Below are 15,816 nucleotides of genomic sequence, written 5' to 3'. Positions count from 1 at the left end.
GGACGGGACTCGAACCCGCGACCTCCGCCGTGACAGGGCGGCATTCTAACCAGCTGAACTACCAGACCGTTGCGTCAATGCGAGTGCAAATATACACCTCAATTTCAATATCGCAAATGTTTTATGCACTTTTTTTAAAATTATTTTCCCTACTTAAATTTCCCACGCTCTACCATGTAGGTAGTCAGGATCTTATCAAAATCCTTAGTGATATCAGCTTCCACATATTTTATTTGATATTGCCCACACTTAACCCGCAATTCATCAAAATAAGATCCCACAGCCGATTCATAAGCCTCTTTTATGGTTTCTGGATACAAATTAATGTGCTCGCCAGTCTCAACATCTACAAAAAGCTTGGGTGTATTGTCAAAATCGAAAGTCAATTCCTTTTCCTTATCAAACACATGAAATAAAACCACCTCATGTTTCTTATGTTTTAAATGCCGAAGCGCCTCAAATAATTTTGTTTGATCCGTTGTGGTCTGGAACATATCCGTAAAGAAGAAAATCAAAGATCTACGATGGATCTTCTCCGCAATTTGATGCAGATAGGTATAGGTGTCTGTTTGTTTGTTAACCGGCTTTGAAATGATCGTTTTGCTCAATTCACTCAATAACATGTGATGGTGGCGCTCACTTCCCTTTTCGGGCGCGTAATAATCATAGGCATCGCTATAAATACTCAAACCTACCGCATCACGTTGCTTTTTAAGAATGTGCATCAAACTGGCAGATGCTAAAGCTGAAAACGCAATTTTATTCAAATTATTGATGGAAAACGATTTCATCTCCGGATAATGCATGGAACTGCTGTTGTCAATAATCAAGTGGCAACGCAAATTAGTTTCCTCATCATAGCGTTTGGTAAACAGCTTATCCGTTTTGGCAAACAACTTCCAATCAATATGTTTGGTGCTTTCGCCTTGATTGTAAATCTTATGCTCGGCAAACTCCGCAGAAAACCCATGAAATGGACTCTTATGCATCCCAGCAATAAAACCTTCAACCACTTGCTTGGCGAGCAGTTCGAGATTTTTAAAACCTCCCGTTTTAGTAAGTTCTTGCTGTAAATCCATTTGATAGACTAGTTAGACCGATTTTTTTAAGCCTTAAGACTGCTTGCTTCGACCAAAGCTCAGCACAAATCGCTTGTAGAATTAAGTATTAAGACTGAAACTAAGAACGCTCCAATCTTAATACTTAGTACTTGATACTGTATTCTTATTTCTATTGGGCAATCTTATCAACAATGCCGTAACTCACAGATTCCTCAGCGCCCATCCAATGGTCGCGATTAAAATCCTTCATTATTTTTTCGATAGATTGATTGCAATTTACCGCTAATAAACGTGCACTCAATTCTTTTGTTTTCAAAATTTCTTGGGCAGTAATTTCAATATCACTCGCTGGTCCGCGTGCACCGCCACTTGGCTGATGGATCATAACGCGTGCGTGTGGTTGGATCAATCGTTTGCCTTTCGTTCCTGCTGACAACAAAATGGAACCCATCGATGCTGCAAATCCTGTACAAATCGTAGATACGTCACTTTTCAAAGACTTCATACAGTCATAAATCGCAAATCCAGAAGTCACATAACCTCCAGGACTATTGATATATAAATGAATATCCTCAATATCCAAAGCATCTAAGTACATCAACCGATCGATGACATGTTTCGCCGATTTATCATCCACTTGTCCCCAAAGGAACACTTTACGCTCTTCTATCAATTTGCGATCAATCGCATCTTGTATTTTTGTTTTATCGCTCATTTTCTAAATTTTTAACTAAAATAAAAAAAGGTTTACCATTACAGCAAACCTTCTATCATTTTATCTGAATATTCTATTTTTTTTAAGATCACAGATAGTACATCATATCCTAATCCTGAATTTTTAGATATTAGTATATAGATGCTTGCTCTATTTAACGACTATAAAAGGGCGTCAATAGCATCAGTGTAAGCATTTTTAGGAGCTACACCAACCTGTCTTCCAACAACTTCTCCGTTCTGGAACACTAATACCGTTGGGATGTTACGCACACCATATTTAGCAGCAAATTCTTGATTTGCATCAACGTCCACTTTACCAACGACAGCTTTACCTGCATATTCTTCACTAATTTGGTCAATGATCGGTCCTACCATTCTACAAGGTCCACACCAAGCAGCCCAAAAATCTACTACTACCGGCTTATCACTTTTCAAAACCGTTTCTTCAAAGTTTGCATCTGTTATTTCTAATGCCATATTTTTTATACTTTTAATTGTTTCACTTTTATTTAATGCTCAAAAATAATCAAAATATTAACCAATCCTTATACGGTTAACATTTGTTTTGCTTATAGCTGGATTCGTGATAGTTATAACAACTTTTTGCGCGCATAAACCGGGCTTTCCGTTGTATCTTTTTATTGCGAAAAGCAATAAAAAGGCTGCCACTTCAAATGCGAAGCATTCATGAGTTCCAAATATAAAATAAAAGTGGACGAATAATCCCTTGCGCAAATTTGGCTTTTCAAAACAAGTCGTCATTATTAGGGGAATGAAGCAATTTTCTCCACTTAATTCTTAATTTTCAACTCTGTTCGAAATTCAAAAGATTGCTTCGTCATGCTTCCTCGCAATGACCGTTTAATTCAACTTATAAAATAAATCCTGACCATTCAATTCATCCAACAACTCCTGAGAAATCTTTACTTTTTGCTTTCTACTCGGCATGTGCAATTTAATTTTGGCTTCATTATCATAAACCAAAAAATTCAGCGCATGATTCCCTTCATGCATTCTTAAAATTTCATCAAGCGCCTTGATTTTACTTTCTTTCAAATCCTTTATCTCTAACTGAATCGATAATTTTTTCGCATAGGTCTCCATGACGTCATGCAACAATTGAAAACTGGTAAATTGCAATCGTGGTTCACTTTTTTTCCCTGTATCCTTATTCGTCCAGCCTTCCTTGACATACACTTTAACATACACGAATGAACTTTGCACTAAAAAGTGTCTAAATCTCAAGTATTCTTCTCCAAAAATTCGGAATTCAAAACTATCGGTATAATCTTCAATGGTAAACATGGCCCAACCTTTCCCCTGCTTACTCACACGATGCTCCACGACAGTCACCACCCCGCCAAAGGTCAATTCCCTATTGACATAAGGATCAAGATGTGCAAAGAGCGCCAACGTGGCGTTACAAAACGTTTTCATCTCGATCTTGAAATCATCAAGTGGATGTCCAGAAATATAAATCCCGACCACTTCACGTTCCTGAGCCAATTTTTCCATGGTGCCCCACTCCTCACAAGGAGGCACTAAAGGCTCAGCAATTTGAACATCACTGGCATCACCAAACAAACTGACTTGTGCTGAGTTTTCATTTTCCTGATGCTTGCTACCATAGCGTATCGCCTTTTCCAAAAACGTAATATTGTCTCCTTCATCCTGAAAATATTGTGCGCGGTGGGTATCCGTAAAACAATCAAATCCGCCAGCCAATGCCAAGTTTTCAATGGCTTTTTTGTTGGCCGCCCTTAAATCAATTCGCTTTGTAAAATCAAAAATAGATTTGTAAACCCCATCTTTTCTGTTTTCTACAATCGTCATCACGGCGCCATGGCCCACGCCTTTAATAGCACCCATTCCAAAACGGACCGCATAATCCTTGTTAACTGAAAACTTGTAAAAAGATTCATTGACATCTGGTCCAAGCACATTCAATTTCATCCGCTTGCATTCCTCCATAAAGAAAGTGACCTGCTTGATGTCGTTCATATTATTACTGAGTACCGCAGCCATATATTCGGCCGGATAATGTGCTTTTAAATAAGCCGTTTGGTAAGCAATCCAAGCATAACACGTGGAATGCGATTTATTAAACGCATAACTCGCAAATGCTTCCCAGTCTTTCCAAATTTTCTCCAGTTTTTTAGCGTCATGACCATTAGCTTCAGCCTGAGCTATAAATTTCGGTTTCATCTTATCCAAAACCGAAATCTGCTTTTTACCCATCGCCTTACGCAAAACGTCGGCTTCACCTTTGGTAAAATCGGCCAGTTTTTGCGATAGCAGCATCACCTGCTCTTGGTAAACGGTAATACCATAAGTTTCCTTTAGATATTCCTCCATCGCAGGAAGGTCATATTCTATCTCTTCATCGCCGTGTTTACGTCTGGTAAAACTTGGAATATATTCCATTGGCCCCGGACGATACAAGGCGTTCATTGCGATTAAATCTTCAAAAACGGTCGGTTTTAATTCCTTAAGGTGTTTTTGCATCCCTGGAGATTCATATTGGAACACGCCTACAGTTTCGCCTTTTTGGAACAACTCATAAGTCAATTCATCATCTAATGGAAAAGTGTCAGGATCGAGTAGAATATCGTGTTTAGCCTTGACAATTTTAACCGTATCCTTAATTAAGGTCAAGGTCTTTAATCCCAAGAAGTCCATTTTCAGCAAACCGGCATCCTCCACCACAGAGTTATCAAACTGAGTCACATACAAATCAGAATCCTTTGCCGTGGCCACCGGAACGAATTTGGTAATATCATCTGGCGTAATAATTACCCCACAGGCGTGAATTCCTGTATTTCTCACGGAGCCTTCAAGAATCCTTGCCAAATTAATGGTTTCAGCTTCCAAACCACGACCTTCAGAAAGATTGATCAGTTCATTGACTTTTTCTAAATCTTCAGATCTGAATGCTTTACTGAGTTGTTTTTCATCATAACCAAATATTTTGCCCAATTTGGACATATTCGGGATGAGTTTTGAAATGCGGTCGGCATCAAAAAGCGGCAAATCCAAAACCCTAGCCGTATCACGAATGGACGATTTGGCAGCCATGGTGCCATAAGTAATAATTTGAGCCACCTGACTACTTCCATATTTTTGGATCACATAATCCATAACCTTGCTTCGGCCTTCATCATCAAAATCAATATCGATATCCGGCATACTGACTCGATCCGGATTTAAGAAACGCTCAAAAAGCAAATTGTACTTCAGCGGATCGATATTAGTAATTTTTAAGCAGTAAGCTACCACAGAACCTGCAGCAGAACCACGACCAGGCCCTACAGAAACATCCATGTTTCGGGCTTCCCTGATAAAATCCTCAACAATCAAGAAATACCCAGGATAGCCCGTATTTTCAATAACACTCAACTCAAAATCCAGTCGCTCCTTTATCTCCTCGGTAATTTCTGGATACCGTTTTTTGGCGCCTTCATAGGTAATATGTCGCAAATAAGCATTCTCTCCGCGTTTGCCTTTATCTATAAGATCTTCGGCATGTCTAAATTCCTCAGGAATTCCAAACGCAGGCAACAAGACATCTCTAGCCAATTCATAGGCTTCCACTTTATCGACCACTTCCTGAATATTGGAAATAGCTTCGGGAATGTCCTTAAAGAGTTTTTTCATCTCTTCGCCCGACTTAAAATAATATTCCTGGTTAGGCATCCCAAAACGATACCCGCGGCCGCGTCCTATGGGCGTCGATTGCTTTTCGCCATCTTTAACACAGAGTAAGATATCGTGCGCATTGGCATCTTCCTTCTTACCATAATAGGTATTATTGGTAGCGACCAACTTAATGTCGTGTTTTCTCGCAAAATCAATCAACACAGGATTAACCCGATTTTCATCTTCCTGATTATGGCGCATCAACTCCACATAAAGATCGTCACCAAATTCCTCTTTCCACCAAAGCAAGGCTTCTTCTGCCTGGTTTTCGCCAATATTCAGAATCTTGCTAGGAACTTCTCCATAGAGGTTTCCGGTTAAGACAATAAGATCCTCCTTGTATTCTTGAATTAGTTTTTTATCAATTCGAGGCAAATAATAAAACCCGTTCACAAAGGCGTGCGACGATAATTTAGATAAATTATGATAGCCATTTTTATTTTTGGCCAACATGACAATCTGGTAACCGTTATCCTTTCGGCTTTTATCTTTATGGTCTTCACATACAAAAAACTCACAGCCCAGAATAGGTTTGATTATTTTTTCAGTCGGTGTTTCGCCGCGTTCTTCAGCAGCTTTATTTTTAGCTTCAACATTTCTATTGTGATTGCCCACCGCTTTCACAAAATGAAAAGCACCCATCATATTAGCATGATCGGTAAGCGCTACGGCAGACATATCTTGTTCCGCTGCTAAAGCCACCAGATCAGGCACACTGATGGTGGATTGTAATACTGAAAACTGCGAGTGGTTGTGCAAATGCACAAACTCAACATCTTTAAGCTCTTCAATATTTTGGGCAATTTCTTTTTTGGAAGGCTCATCAGACTTTTGAAGTGCTTCAATCTGTTTTTTAACCTTTGCGCTTTCGGCTTTAAGATTGATATGCTTTAATCCGATCAACTGAATGGTTTCCGGATTTGCCTCTTTAAAATTCTCAAAATAATCGGATGCAACGTCCAATTGCTCTATCGTATATTCTTCACGTCTGATCAATTCCAAAAAACAACGTGTGGTCGCCTCAACGTCGGCAGTAGCATTATGTGCTTCTGAAAAAGGAACGTTAAAAAGAAATTGGTGCAACTCGGTTAAAGTTGGCAATTTAAATCTTCCATAACGTCCGCCCGGAAGTTGACATAAACTTGCAGTATGTTCTGTACAGGTATCTAAAACAGGAAGTTCCTGTAAATTATTGACCACCCCTTCACGATGAAATTCAGCGCCCATAATGTTCAAGTCAAAACCAACGTTTTGTCCCACAACAAATTTAGTCTTTGCTAAAGCGGCATTGAATTTCTCTAATACTTCAGCTAACGGCACACCTTGCTGTTGGGCAAGATCAGTTGAAATACCGTGAATTTTCTCAGCATCATAAGGAATATTAAAGCCGTCAGGCTGTACCAAATAATCCTGATGCTCGATAATATTACCCATAGCGTCATGCAATTGCCAGGCTATTTGGATACATCTTGGCCAGTTATCCGTGTCGCTGATGGGCGCATCCCAACGTTTTGGTAATCCTGTGGTTTCGGTATCGAAAATTAAATACATGTATGTTGCTTTGTTTGTAGTTTCTTGTTTAGTCGTTTTTAGCCTCGAACCTGTCTAATGACGGTCGAATCCAAGAATAATTTTAATAAAATCGGCTGAATTTACTGGGCTTTTTCTTCAAAAGAAAAGTTTTTAAAATTACATATAAATAACGCTTTTATAAAATGAAAATTGGAAATAGTTGGAAATAAAAATGCAATCCAAGGGACAACTTTGATAATAATTACACTTGTCTTTATGCTTTTGAAGCACTCCCGTGAAATAACCCAAAGAGCTTTTTTGATTGGACGTCAATATAATCGTCATTTTTTCAATTTTATTATCTGCAATAACTCTGCTTCTTCCATATTCAAAAATCACAGCATCATGGCCACTCTTGTACCAAAATCTATCCTTTCCATTTCCTTAACTTGAGGAAGAATTGAATTATACCACATTAACACCCTTATCATTTAACACAATGAATATAACCACCATCCCCTTCACGGCCCCACATTTCAGACCGCTTATTATGAGCTAAATACCTTGTTGAAAATCAAAAAACTAAGAAAAATTATTCCTAAGTTTATTTGCAGTAAAATAATTGTCAATAAAATATTTGTAGTATCTTTGCGGACTTATTAATAATAGAGGTCGCGAACCTCACTAATTAATTATTTATGGCAGTTAAAATTAGATTACAAAGACGCGGAAAAAAAGGGAAACCATTTTTCTGGATCATTGCGGCCGATTCAAGGTCAAAAAGAGATGGTAAATACCTAGAAAAAATAGGTGCTTACAATCCAACTACCAATCCAGCAACTATTGAATTAGATGTTGATTTGGCAGTAAAATGGTTACAAAATGGTGCGCAACCTACTGATACGGCAAAAGCAATTTTGTCTTACAAAGGTGCCCTATTGAAAAACCATCTTGCTGGCGGTGTTAGAAAAGGTGCTTTAACAGAAGAGCAAGCAGATGCTAAATTTGCGGCTTGGTTAGATGAAAAAGCAGGTAAAGTTGACGCTAAAAAAGAAGGTTTAGTAAAAGCTAGTGCTGATGCTAAAGCGAAAGCTCAAGAAGCTGAAAAAGAAGTAAATGCTAAGCGTGAAGCTGAAGCTGCACAGGTTATTGCCGATGCAGAAGCTGCCGAAGCTGCTGCAAATGCTCCTGCTGAAGTTGAAGCAACGGAAGATGCTCCAGCTGAAGATGCTGAAACAAAAACAGAAGAATAAAGAATTTATTTTTTATACTTTTAAACTCCGATATGACCTATCGGAGTTTTTTGTTCAATAAGCTATTCTAACCACACAGAATAAGTCCTTGAACACCTCCGTCTTTTGGCGGGATCTTATTAAATTTGTTAAGTTAAAGTTTAAAGAAAAAATCTATGTTAAAAGAAGACTGTTTCTACGTTGGTAAAATTGTAAAGAAATACAGTTTTAAAGGAGAATTGCTCATAAAATTAGACTCGGATGATCCAGAAATCTATGAAGACATGGATTCTGTTTTTGTTGATCTTCGCAATAATCTAGTGCCTTTTTTTATTGAATCGTCACAGCTACATAAATCTGAATTGTTACGGGTAAAATTTGAAGATGTTGAGACGGAACAGGATGCCGATGCACTTTTAAAATGTGACATTTACTTGCCTTTAGAATTTTTACCAAAACTTGATGATGACAAATTTTATTTCCACGAAATCATCGGATTTGCAGTTGAAGACGTAAATTTCGGGAAGGTTGGCGTTGTAAAATCGGTTAACGATTCCACAGCCCAAGCACTTTTTGAAATTGACCGTGATGGAATTGAAATTTTGATCCCTATGAATGATGCGTTTATTAAGAAAGTAGACAAAGAAAACAGACTTATTTTGTTGGAAACACCAGAAGGACTGATTGATCTATATCTCGAATAAATTCCAAAGAAAAAATTCCAAATTCCAATATGTTATGGAAAACAAGAGAGTTTATGATTTAGAAGAAAGAACATATCTGTTTGCAAAAAACTGTAGACTTTTGATAGCGTCACTTTCTAAAACGATTTCCAACCTCCAGGATGGAAGACAATTGGTACGCTCATCAGCCTCAGTAGCCGCAAACTATATAGAAGCCAATGAAAAACTTGGCGATAAAGATTTTTTATTTAGACTTAAAATCGCAAGAAAAGAAGCTAAAGAATCAGTGCTATGGTTAAAACTTTTAAGAGACTTAAACCCGTCTTTTGAAGACACTTTACTCAATCTTCTGAATGAAGCAGAAGAGTTGAGAAGAATCTTATCTGCAATTATTAATAAGTCCTGATTTTGGAATTTGGAATTTGGAATTTTAAACATTGGAGCGCTTATGAAACAGTTTAAATTCAAACAATTCGCCGTCAACCAAGACCGTTGCGCCATGAAAATAGGCACGGATTCCGTCTTGCTTGGCGCATGGACTGATGTGGATGCTCATCCATATTCTATTTTAGATATCGGCGCTGGCACCGGCGTTTTAGCATTGATGCTAGCGCAGCGCAGTGGCGCAGAACTCATTGACGCCATTGAAATTGATGATGATGCCTACGAACAATGTGTTGATAATTTCGAAACTTCGCCATGGGGAGATCGCCTTTTTTGTTATCATGCTGCTTTAGACGAATTTGTTGATGAAATTGATGATAAATACGATCTCATCATTTCCAATCCCCCATTTTACATCGACACCTACAAGAGCAATAGTAAGCAACGCGATTTAGCACGATTTACAGATGCTATGCCGTTTCGACAACTTATTGAAAGTGTTTCAAAATTACTTTCTGAAAACGGACGGTTTTCTGTGATCGTTCCAATTTCAGAAGAAAAAGAAATTATCGTATTAGCTTCCAAAGAACATCTTTTTCCAAATCGTATTTTAAGAGTAAAAGGCGCGCCTCATACAGAAATTAAACGCAGCCTCATCGAGTTTTCTTTTCAAGAAACTTCTATAATTCCCAAGGAACTCATCATAGAAACTGCAAGACATCAATATACAGACGATTATATTGAATTAACCAAAGATTTCTATCTCAAAATGTAGTTTATAATTGTTCACTGCAAACGGTTTCGCTATTTTTGTTTTTCAATTTATAAAATAGCAACACATGAAGCCAGATTTGTTTCAAGCCCCAGATTACTACAACATTGATGAATTACTGAATGACGAACACCGTTTAGTACGCGATGCTGCTAGAGAATGGGTAAAACGTGAAGTATCACCTATCATAGAAGATTACGCTCAAAAAGCTGAATTCCCTAAACAGATCATTAACGGACTAGCCGAAATTGGAGCCTTTGGACCATACATTCCGGCGGAATACGGCGGTGCTGGTCTAGACCAAATTTCTTACGGATTAATCATGCAAGAAATTGAACGTGGCGACTCTGGTGTAAGAAGTACGGCTTCTGTACAATCGTCATTAGTGATGTATCCTATTTGGCAATACGGTAACGAAGATCAACGTCAAAAATACCTACCAAAACTTGCCAGTGGTGAATGGATGGGAAGTTTTGGACTGACCGAGCCGGATTACGGAAGTGACCCTGCCGGCATGGTAACTAATTTTAAGGATATGGGCGACCATTATCTTTTGAATGGTGCCAAAATGTGGATTTCTAACGCCCCTTTTTGTGATATCGCCGTAGTTTGGGCTAAAAATGAAGAAGGACGTATCTATGGCCTAATCGTCGAACGTGGTATGGAAGGCTTTACGACTCCTGAAACTCATAATAAATGGTCATTAAGAGCGTCTTCAACAGGAGAGCTTATTTTTGACAACGTTAAAGTTCCTAAAGAAAATTTATTACCTAACAAATCTGGATTGGCCGCGCCATTGGGTTGCTTGGATTCTGCTCGTTATGGAATTGCTTGGGGCGCCATTGGTGCTGCCATGGACTGTTACGATACAGCTTTAAGATATAGTAAAGAACGCATGCAGTTTGGAAAACCTATTGGACAGTTTCAATTACAGCAAAAGAAATTGGCCGAAATGATTACTGAAATCACCAAAGCACAATTATTAGCCTGGAGATTAGGTGTCATGAGAGAAAACGGCACAGCAACCTCAGCGCAAATATCGATGGCCAAACGCAATAATGTGAATATGGCTATTACTATTGCTCGCGAAGCACGTCAAATTCTAGGAGGTATGGGAATTACTGGCGAATATAGCATTATGCGTCACTCTATGAACCTTGAAAGTGTCATCACTTATGAAGGCACACACGACATCCACTTATTGATCACTGGATTAGACATTACCGGTTTAAACGCTTTTAAATAGAGCCTAAGGCTCATTTTATTATTTCACTCCGACAGAAGTGTGATAGACAAAAGTATTTTCATTAATCCTTTTAAGGATAAAATAGAAAAAGCGAGCTACAAAAGCTCGCTTTTTCTATTTTATTTTATTTTAACAGGGAAAACGGATTAACCAATTACCTTAAGACCTCACAGGTTTTAAAAACCTGTGAGGTCTGTAAATATTAAGACTCCGGAGCCAATTCCACCTCCAAACCTTCCAGTTCTAAAGTAATTGGTATTTGGCAACTTAATCTTGAATTATCTTTTACATAAAACGCTTCGGAGAGCATCGCTTCTTCATCGTCCTGCATTTCAGGAAGTTCTGTATCGTTTAACACATAGCATTGACAAGACGCACACATCGCCATCCCACCACAAATACCGACGGTTCCTTCAGGAGCTAGTTCATAACTTCTGACGACCTCCATCAGGTTCATGGCCATATCAGTGGGCGCCAAAACCTCATGAGTAACGCCTTCTCTATCGGTTATTTTGATTTTTATATCTTGTTCCATCGTTATATTTGAATCAAACCTGTCAGGTTTTAAAAACCTGACAGGTTGAGTAGAACTAATCTATCGCTTTAATAACTTGTTTTGGCGCTTCCTTACGGGTGCCATCAAATCCATCAACACCAGCAACCGTAGTATATTTCAACACATAACGCTTTCCAGGATTAAGAATTTGATACGCCGCTTGGCACATCAAGGTTGCTTCATGGAAACCACATAAAATCAGTTTTAATTTCCCTGGATAGGTATTGATATCGCCTATGGCAAAAACACCTGGAATATTGGTTTGGTAATCCAAAGCATTATTGACCACGATGGCATTTTTCTCAATTTCGAGTCCCCAATTGCCAAGAGGTCCAAGTTTAGGCGACAATCCGAATAATGGAATAAAATGATCACATTCTATCTCAAATTCTTTTTCAATATTAAGCGATTGCGTAACCACTACGGCCTCCACTTTATAATCCCCAACAATATTGATGACTTCTGCAGGAGTGACGAGGTTAATCTTTCCTTTATCCTTTAGTTCCTGTACTTTGTCAACGGAATCCAAAGCTCCTCTAAATTCATTACGTCTATGAATTAAGGTAACTTCAGAAGCGATATCTGCCAGGAAAATACTCCAATCTAAAGCAGAGTCGCCACCACCAGAAATAACCACACGCTTATTTCTGTACATTTCCGGATCTTTAATAAAATATTCGACACCATTATCTTCGAACGAAGCAATATTTGGAATCAAAGGTTTACGCGGCTCAAAACTGCCTAAACCACCGGCAATAGCAACTACAGGGGCCTGATGTTTAGTTCCTTTATTGGTGGTCACAATAAAACTGCCGTCCTCTTGTTTTTCAATCGTATCTGCGCGCTCCCCCAAGGTAAATCCAGGCTCAAATTGCTTGCACTGTTCCAAGAGGTTATTGGTCAAATCTCCTGCTAATATTTCAGGAAAACCGGGAATGTCATAGATAGGTTTTTTCGGATAAAGCTCAGAACATTGACCGCCTGGTTGTGGCAAAGCGTCAATGAGATGGCATTTCATTTTGAGTAATCCGGCTTCGAACACAGCAAAAAGTCCTGTTGGTCCTGCGCCAATGATAAGTATATCGGTTTTAATCATATAAATGGCCACAAAAGTGGGTACTTCATTTAATTCAACTTCATTTTAAAGTGCAAAAATCCGAATAAAGAAAGTTTTATTTTATGACTTTCATCATGTTGTAACTATTAAAAAGTCATTCGGATATAACGGAATCCCGAATTTTCGAGATGGCATAAGCAGCAATTAAGCCACAACATTAATGACCTCTTCAATTTGAGGTGCATACTTTTTTATGGTCATTTCAACACCAGACTTTAAGGTCATTTGATTGACAGAACAGCCTACACAAGCACCTTCCAACTGCACTTTGACCAATTTATCATCTTCTATTGACAATAACACAATGTCACCGCCATCACTTTGTAGGAACGGACGGATTTCATCTAGTGCCTTTTCAACATTTAATCTAAGTTCTTCACTAGTCATGTATCTAATATTAAGGTGTTTACAATACCATTAAAAAGTATCGTTATTTTATTTTTTAACCGCTGAACATCCAGCCATCGTTGTAATTTTGATTGCTTCAGTTGGTGGCAGATCATCATTTCTTTTGACCACTTCCTGCACCACGCTGCGTGTCAATTCCTCAAAAGCCAGCTCTATTGGAGTTCCTGTTTGCATCGCTGCCGGACGCCCCAAATCTCCTGCCTCACGAATACTTTGTACCAAAGGAATTTCACCTAAAAACGGAACATTCAAATCGTGAGCTAAGTTTTTAGCACCTTCTTTTCCGAAAATATAGTATTTATTATTCGGCAATTCCGCCGGGGTGAAGTAGGCCATATTCTCAATAATTCCTAGCACAGGAACATTGATGCTTTCTTGCTGAAACATCGCCACTCCTTTTTTGGCATCCGCTAAGGCCACATTTTGCGGTGTACTCACAATAACAGCACCTGTGATAGGCAATGCTTGCATAATACTTAAATGGATATCGCCTGTTCCCGGAGGTAAATCAATCAACATAAAATCCAACTCTCCCCAATGGGCGTCAAAAATCATTTGGTTTAAGGCTTTTGATGCCATTGGCCCACGCCAAACTACGGCTTGATCTGGTTGGGTAAAAAAGCCAATGGATAATATTTTAACGCCGTAGTTCTCAACGGGTTTCATTTTAGATTTGCCATCAATATTAACAGATAAAGGACGCTCACGTTCTACATCAAACATAATAGGCGCAGAAGGCCCATAAATATCAGCATCAAGAAGCCCAACTTTAAACCCCATTTTAGCCAAAGTAACTGCTAAGTTTGAAGTCACTGTTGATTTTCCTACACCGCCCTTACCCGAAGCCACAGCTATAATATTTTTTATTCCCGGAATGGCTTTTCCTTTGATCGTATTGGCCGCCGATTTTGGTGGTGCATCCACTTTCACATTGACCGTTACTTTTGCCTTCTCATATACTTTGTCATGAATAGCTTTCATGATTTCTACTTCGGTTTTCTTTTTGGCTTGAAGCGCTGGATTATTTATAGTGATATCTACGATAACTTCATCAGCAAAAGTGACCACGTTTTTAACAGCGCCACTTTCTACCATATTTTGTCCTTCACCTGGGGCAGAAATGCTTTCGAGGGCTTTAAGGATGTCTTGTTTATTTAATTTCATTGCTTTGAGATACTAAAAGTCAAAGAATAATAATGGTTAGGCTTTTAGATTTCCATTATTTATTTCTTACTTTAATTAAGAATCATTCTAAAGTGCAAATATAATTAATATAGCTGGAAGATGGAAGCTGGGAGCTCGAAGTTTTTAACCACGTAAGATGGAGCGCTCTTATGCAGTCGGTTTATGATGTTAATTGTAAATTTTTACAAAATTAGGAAATAATAGGATAAAACTCCACCTTCTTAAATTTCAATAAAGGAATGAAAATGCTTCTATTTGGGATTTGGTCCTTGAATTTTGGTGCTTGTACCCTAAAGCTCTTTTATTGGCTCCCAAAACACCTCAGCAAAATTCTGGATTTGATTGTCCTTCACTTCAATCCCCTCGCTTTCCAATAATTGTTGCATTAAGTTGGTGCCTTCAAAATGGAATTTACCAGTAAGTAGACCTTTTCTATTGACGACGCGATGTGCTGGAACATCTTTACCTACACTGCCATTTAATGCGTAGCCCACCATTCTTGCACTTTTGGAAGCGCCAAGGTAATTGGCGATAGCCCCAAAACTGGTCACACGACCATAAGGAATTTGTTTGGCCACGGCATATACCTTTTCAAAAAAATTGAGCGTTTCTGGCTTCATAGCTCCTTTATAATATTGAACAATGTAACTGTGGCAATGATCCCCGTGATGCCACCAATAATATAGTTCATGTTTTTTTGAGAGGTCAACTTCTTATTCTTGATCTTGTCAAAAAAGAATATATATACATACAACATCACAAACGTACCAGTAACCGCACCAGATACATAAGATATGATCATGGTTTTACTAAAGTCCAACCAACCAAAAGATGCCAAAGTGACCGTCATATAGGCCTGATAAGGAATTGGAAACACGTTAATTGCCGACAAAAAAATGCCATGAAAAAAACGACTGTGCTTACTTCGAGATTGTGGCTCGACTTCAGTTTTGGAAGTTGCTTTGGCGATCACGAGATAATAAACAGTAATCAGCACAAAGATGACAAACGCCACGCGTTGCAAAACCTCAACCACATCTTTATGGTTGATTAAATATCGTGCAAACATGGCAGCAATATAGGTTTGTAGAAAAACTATAACACAAACACCAATCGAGAACATTATCCCTCGAACATGTCCTTCCTTAAGGCTGATTTTGGCAGCCGTCATATTCAGCAATCCGGGAGGAATGACACCAACAAGCGCAATGACCATTCCAAGAAGAAATATGACAGTAATGTTCAAG

General features: G+C 38.6%; 15 protein-coding genes. 5 read left to right on the top strand and 10 right to left on the bottom strand.

What is annotated here, in order from left to right; all coding sequences use genetic code 11:
* Positions 1-149: 149 nt before the first annotated feature.
* From ACOH2D_RS15680 to dnaE, 4 genes are all read right to left on the bottom strand, one after another.
* Positions 150-1,079 carry a DUF58 domain-containing protein gene (locus ACOH2D_RS15680; protein ID WP_449535809.1) on the bottom strand — a complete coding sequence of 310 codons (930 nt, stop codon included), beginning with the start codon at positions 1,077-1,079 and terminating at the stop codon, positions 150-152.
* A 151-nt stretch (positions 1,080-1,230) separates the two neighbouring features.
* Positions 1,231-1,776 (bottom strand): ClpP family protease, encoded by a 546-nt coding sequence (locus ACOH2D_RS15675; protein WP_449535808.1) that lies wholly within the window; start codon positions 1,774-1,776, stop codon positions 1,231-1,233.
* A 161-nt stretch (positions 1,777-1,937) separates the two neighbouring features.
* The gene (gene trxA / locus ACOH2D_RS15670) at positions 1,938-2,273 is read right to left on the bottom strand and encodes a thioredoxin (protein ID WP_348035116.1); all 336 of its coding nucleotides are present in this window, start codon (positions 2,271-2,273) and stop codon (positions 1,938-1,940) included.
* 366 nt (positions 2,274-2,639) lie between these two features.
* On the bottom strand, positions 2,640-7,025 hold the full coding sequence (gene dnaE, locus ACOH2D_RS15665) for a DNA polymerase III subunit alpha (RefSeq protein ID WP_449535807.1): 4,386 nt from the start codon (positions 7,023-7,025) through the stop codon (positions 2,640-2,642).
* A gap of 659 nt (positions 7,026-7,684) precedes the next feature.
* On the opposite strand from dnaE, the gene ACOH2D_RS15660 reads away from it, so the two are divergent.
* The 5 genes from ACOH2D_RS15660 to ACOH2D_RS15640 all read left to right on the top strand — a co-directional run bounded on the left by ACOH2D_RS15660 (position 7,685) and on the right by ACOH2D_RS15640 (position 11,303).
* Entirely contained in the window at positions 7,685-8,239 is a 555-nt protein-coding gene (locus tag ACOH2D_RS15660; protein ID WP_449535806.1) for a 30S ribosomal protein S16, read from the top strand.
* 155 nt (positions 8,240-8,394) lie between these two features.
* Entirely contained in the window at positions 8,395-8,922 is a 528-nt protein-coding gene (gene rimM / locus ACOH2D_RS15655; RefSeq protein WP_348035105.1) for a ribosome maturation factor RimM, read from the top strand.
* 34 nt (positions 8,923-8,956) lie between these two features.
* On the top strand, positions 8,957-9,307 hold the full coding sequence (locus ACOH2D_RS15650) for a four helix bundle protein (protein ID WP_348035106.1): 351 nt from the start codon (positions 8,957-8,959) through the stop codon (positions 9,305-9,307).
* 42 nt (positions 9,308-9,349) lie between these two features.
* The gene (locus ACOH2D_RS15645; RefSeq protein ID WP_348035107.1) at positions 9,350-10,060 is read left to right on the top strand and encodes a tRNA1(Val) (adenine(37)-N6)-methyltransferase; all 711 of its coding nucleotides are present in this window, start codon (positions 9,350-9,352) and stop codon (positions 10,058-10,060) included.
* Positions 10,061-10,124: 64 nt separating this feature from the next.
* Positions 10,125-11,303, top strand: coding sequence for an acyl-CoA dehydrogenase family protein (locus ACOH2D_RS15640; protein WP_449535805.1), 1,179 nt, complete (start codon positions 10,125-10,127; stop codon positions 11,301-11,303).
* Positions 11,304-11,505: 202 nt separating this feature from the next.
* On the opposite strand, the gene ACOH2D_RS15635 is transcribed toward ACOH2D_RS15640, so the two are convergent.
* The 6 genes from ACOH2D_RS15635 to ACOH2D_RS15610 all read right to left on the bottom strand — a co-directional run bounded on the left by ACOH2D_RS15635 (position 11,506) and on the right by ACOH2D_RS15610 (position 15,815).
* Positions 11,506-11,838: a 2Fe-2S iron-sulfur cluster-binding protein gene (locus tag ACOH2D_RS15635; RefSeq protein ID WP_348035109.1), complete on the bottom strand. Its 333-nt coding sequence runs from the start codon at positions 11,836-11,838 to the stop codon at positions 11,506-11,508.
* A 55-nt stretch (positions 11,839-11,893) separates the two neighbouring features.
* Positions 11,894-12,955: an NAD(P)/FAD-dependent oxidoreductase gene (locus ACOH2D_RS15630; RefSeq protein WP_348035117.1), complete on the bottom strand. Its 1,062-nt coding sequence runs from the start codon at positions 12,953-12,955 to the stop codon at positions 11,894-11,896.
* A gap of 165 nt (positions 12,956-13,120) precedes the next feature.
* Positions 13,121-13,363, bottom strand: coding sequence for a NifU family protein (locus ACOH2D_RS15625; protein ID WP_348035110.1), 243 nt, complete (start codon positions 13,361-13,363; stop codon positions 13,121-13,123).
* Positions 13,364-13,411: 48 nt separating this feature from the next.
* Positions 13,412-14,548, bottom strand: a complete 1,137-nt coding sequence (locus tag ACOH2D_RS15620) for an Mrp/NBP35 family ATP-binding protein (RefSeq protein ID WP_348035111.1) — start codon at positions 14,546-14,548, stop codon at positions 13,412-13,414.
* Between the two features lie 311 nt (positions 14,549-14,859).
* Positions 14,860-15,189, bottom strand: a complete 330-nt coding sequence (locus ACOH2D_RS15615) for an MGMT family protein (RefSeq protein WP_348035112.1) — start codon at positions 15,187-15,189, stop codon at positions 14,860-14,862.
* Positions 15,186-15,815 (bottom strand): LysE family transporter, encoded by a 630-nt coding sequence (locus ACOH2D_RS15610; protein ID WP_348035113.1) that lies wholly within the window; start codon positions 15,813-15,815, stop codon positions 15,186-15,188. Before ACOH2D_RS15610 ends, ACOH2D_RS15615 begins: the two co-directional genes overlap by 4 nt.
* Position 15,816: the final 1 nt, after the last annotated feature.

It is taken from the genome of Gelidibacter sp. (genome assembly GCF_053579655.1).
Note: the sequence above shows the minus strand (reverse complement) of the source record. Positions and strands in the feature narration are given on the sequence as shown.

Bases quoted from the DNA above. Each gene is read 5' to 3' on its own strand.
- ACOH2D_RS15630 (WP_348035117.1), bottom strand. From the start codon at position 12,955: ATGATTAAAACCGATATACTTATCATTGGCGCAGGACCAACAGGACTT.
- rimM (WP_348035105.1), top strand. From the start codon at position 8,395: ATGTTAAAAGAAGACTGTTTCTACGTTGGTAAAATTGTAAAGAAATAC.
- ACOH2D_RS15625 (WP_348035110.1), bottom strand. From the start codon at position 13,363: ATGACTAGTGAAGAACTTAGATTAAATGTTGAAAAGGCACTAGATGAA.
- ACOH2D_RS15615 (WP_348035112.1), bottom strand. From the start codon at position 15,189: ATGAAGCCAGAAACGCTCAATTTTTTTGAAAAGGTATATGCCGTGGCC.
- ACOH2D_RS15640 (WP_449535805.1), top strand. From the start codon at position 10,125: ATGAAGCCAGATTTGTTTCAAGCCCCAGATTACTACAACATTGATGAA.
- ACOH2D_RS15675 (WP_449535808.1), bottom strand. From the start codon at position 1,776: ATGAGCGATAAAACAAAAATACAAGATGCGATTGATCGCAAATTGATA.
- ACOH2D_RS15650 (WP_348035106.1), top strand. From the start codon at position 8,957: ATGGAAAACAAGAGAGTTTATGATTTAGAAGAAAGAACATATCTGTTT.
- ACOH2D_RS15620 (WP_348035111.1), bottom strand. From the start codon at position 14,548: ATGAAATTAAATAAACAAGACATCCTTAAAGCCCTCGAAAGCATTTCT.
- ACOH2D_RS15680 (WP_449535809.1), bottom strand. From the start codon at position 1,079: ATGGATTTACAGCAAGAACTTACTAAAACGGGAGGTTTTAAAAATCTC.
- ACOH2D_RS15660 (WP_449535806.1), top strand. From the start codon at position 7,685: ATGGCAGTTAAAATTAGATTACAAAGACGCGGAAAAAAAGGGAAACCA.
- ACOH2D_RS15645 (WP_348035107.1), top strand. From the start codon at position 9,350: ATGAAACAGTTTAAATTCAAACAATTCGCCGTCAACCAAGACCGTTGC.
- ACOH2D_RS15635 (WP_348035109.1), bottom strand. From the start codon at position 11,838: ATGGAACAAGATATAAAAATCAAAATAACCGATAGAGAAGGCGTTACT.
- dnaE (WP_449535807.1), bottom strand. From the start codon at position 7,025: ATGTATTTAATTTTCGATACCGAAACCACAGGATTACCAAAACGTTGG.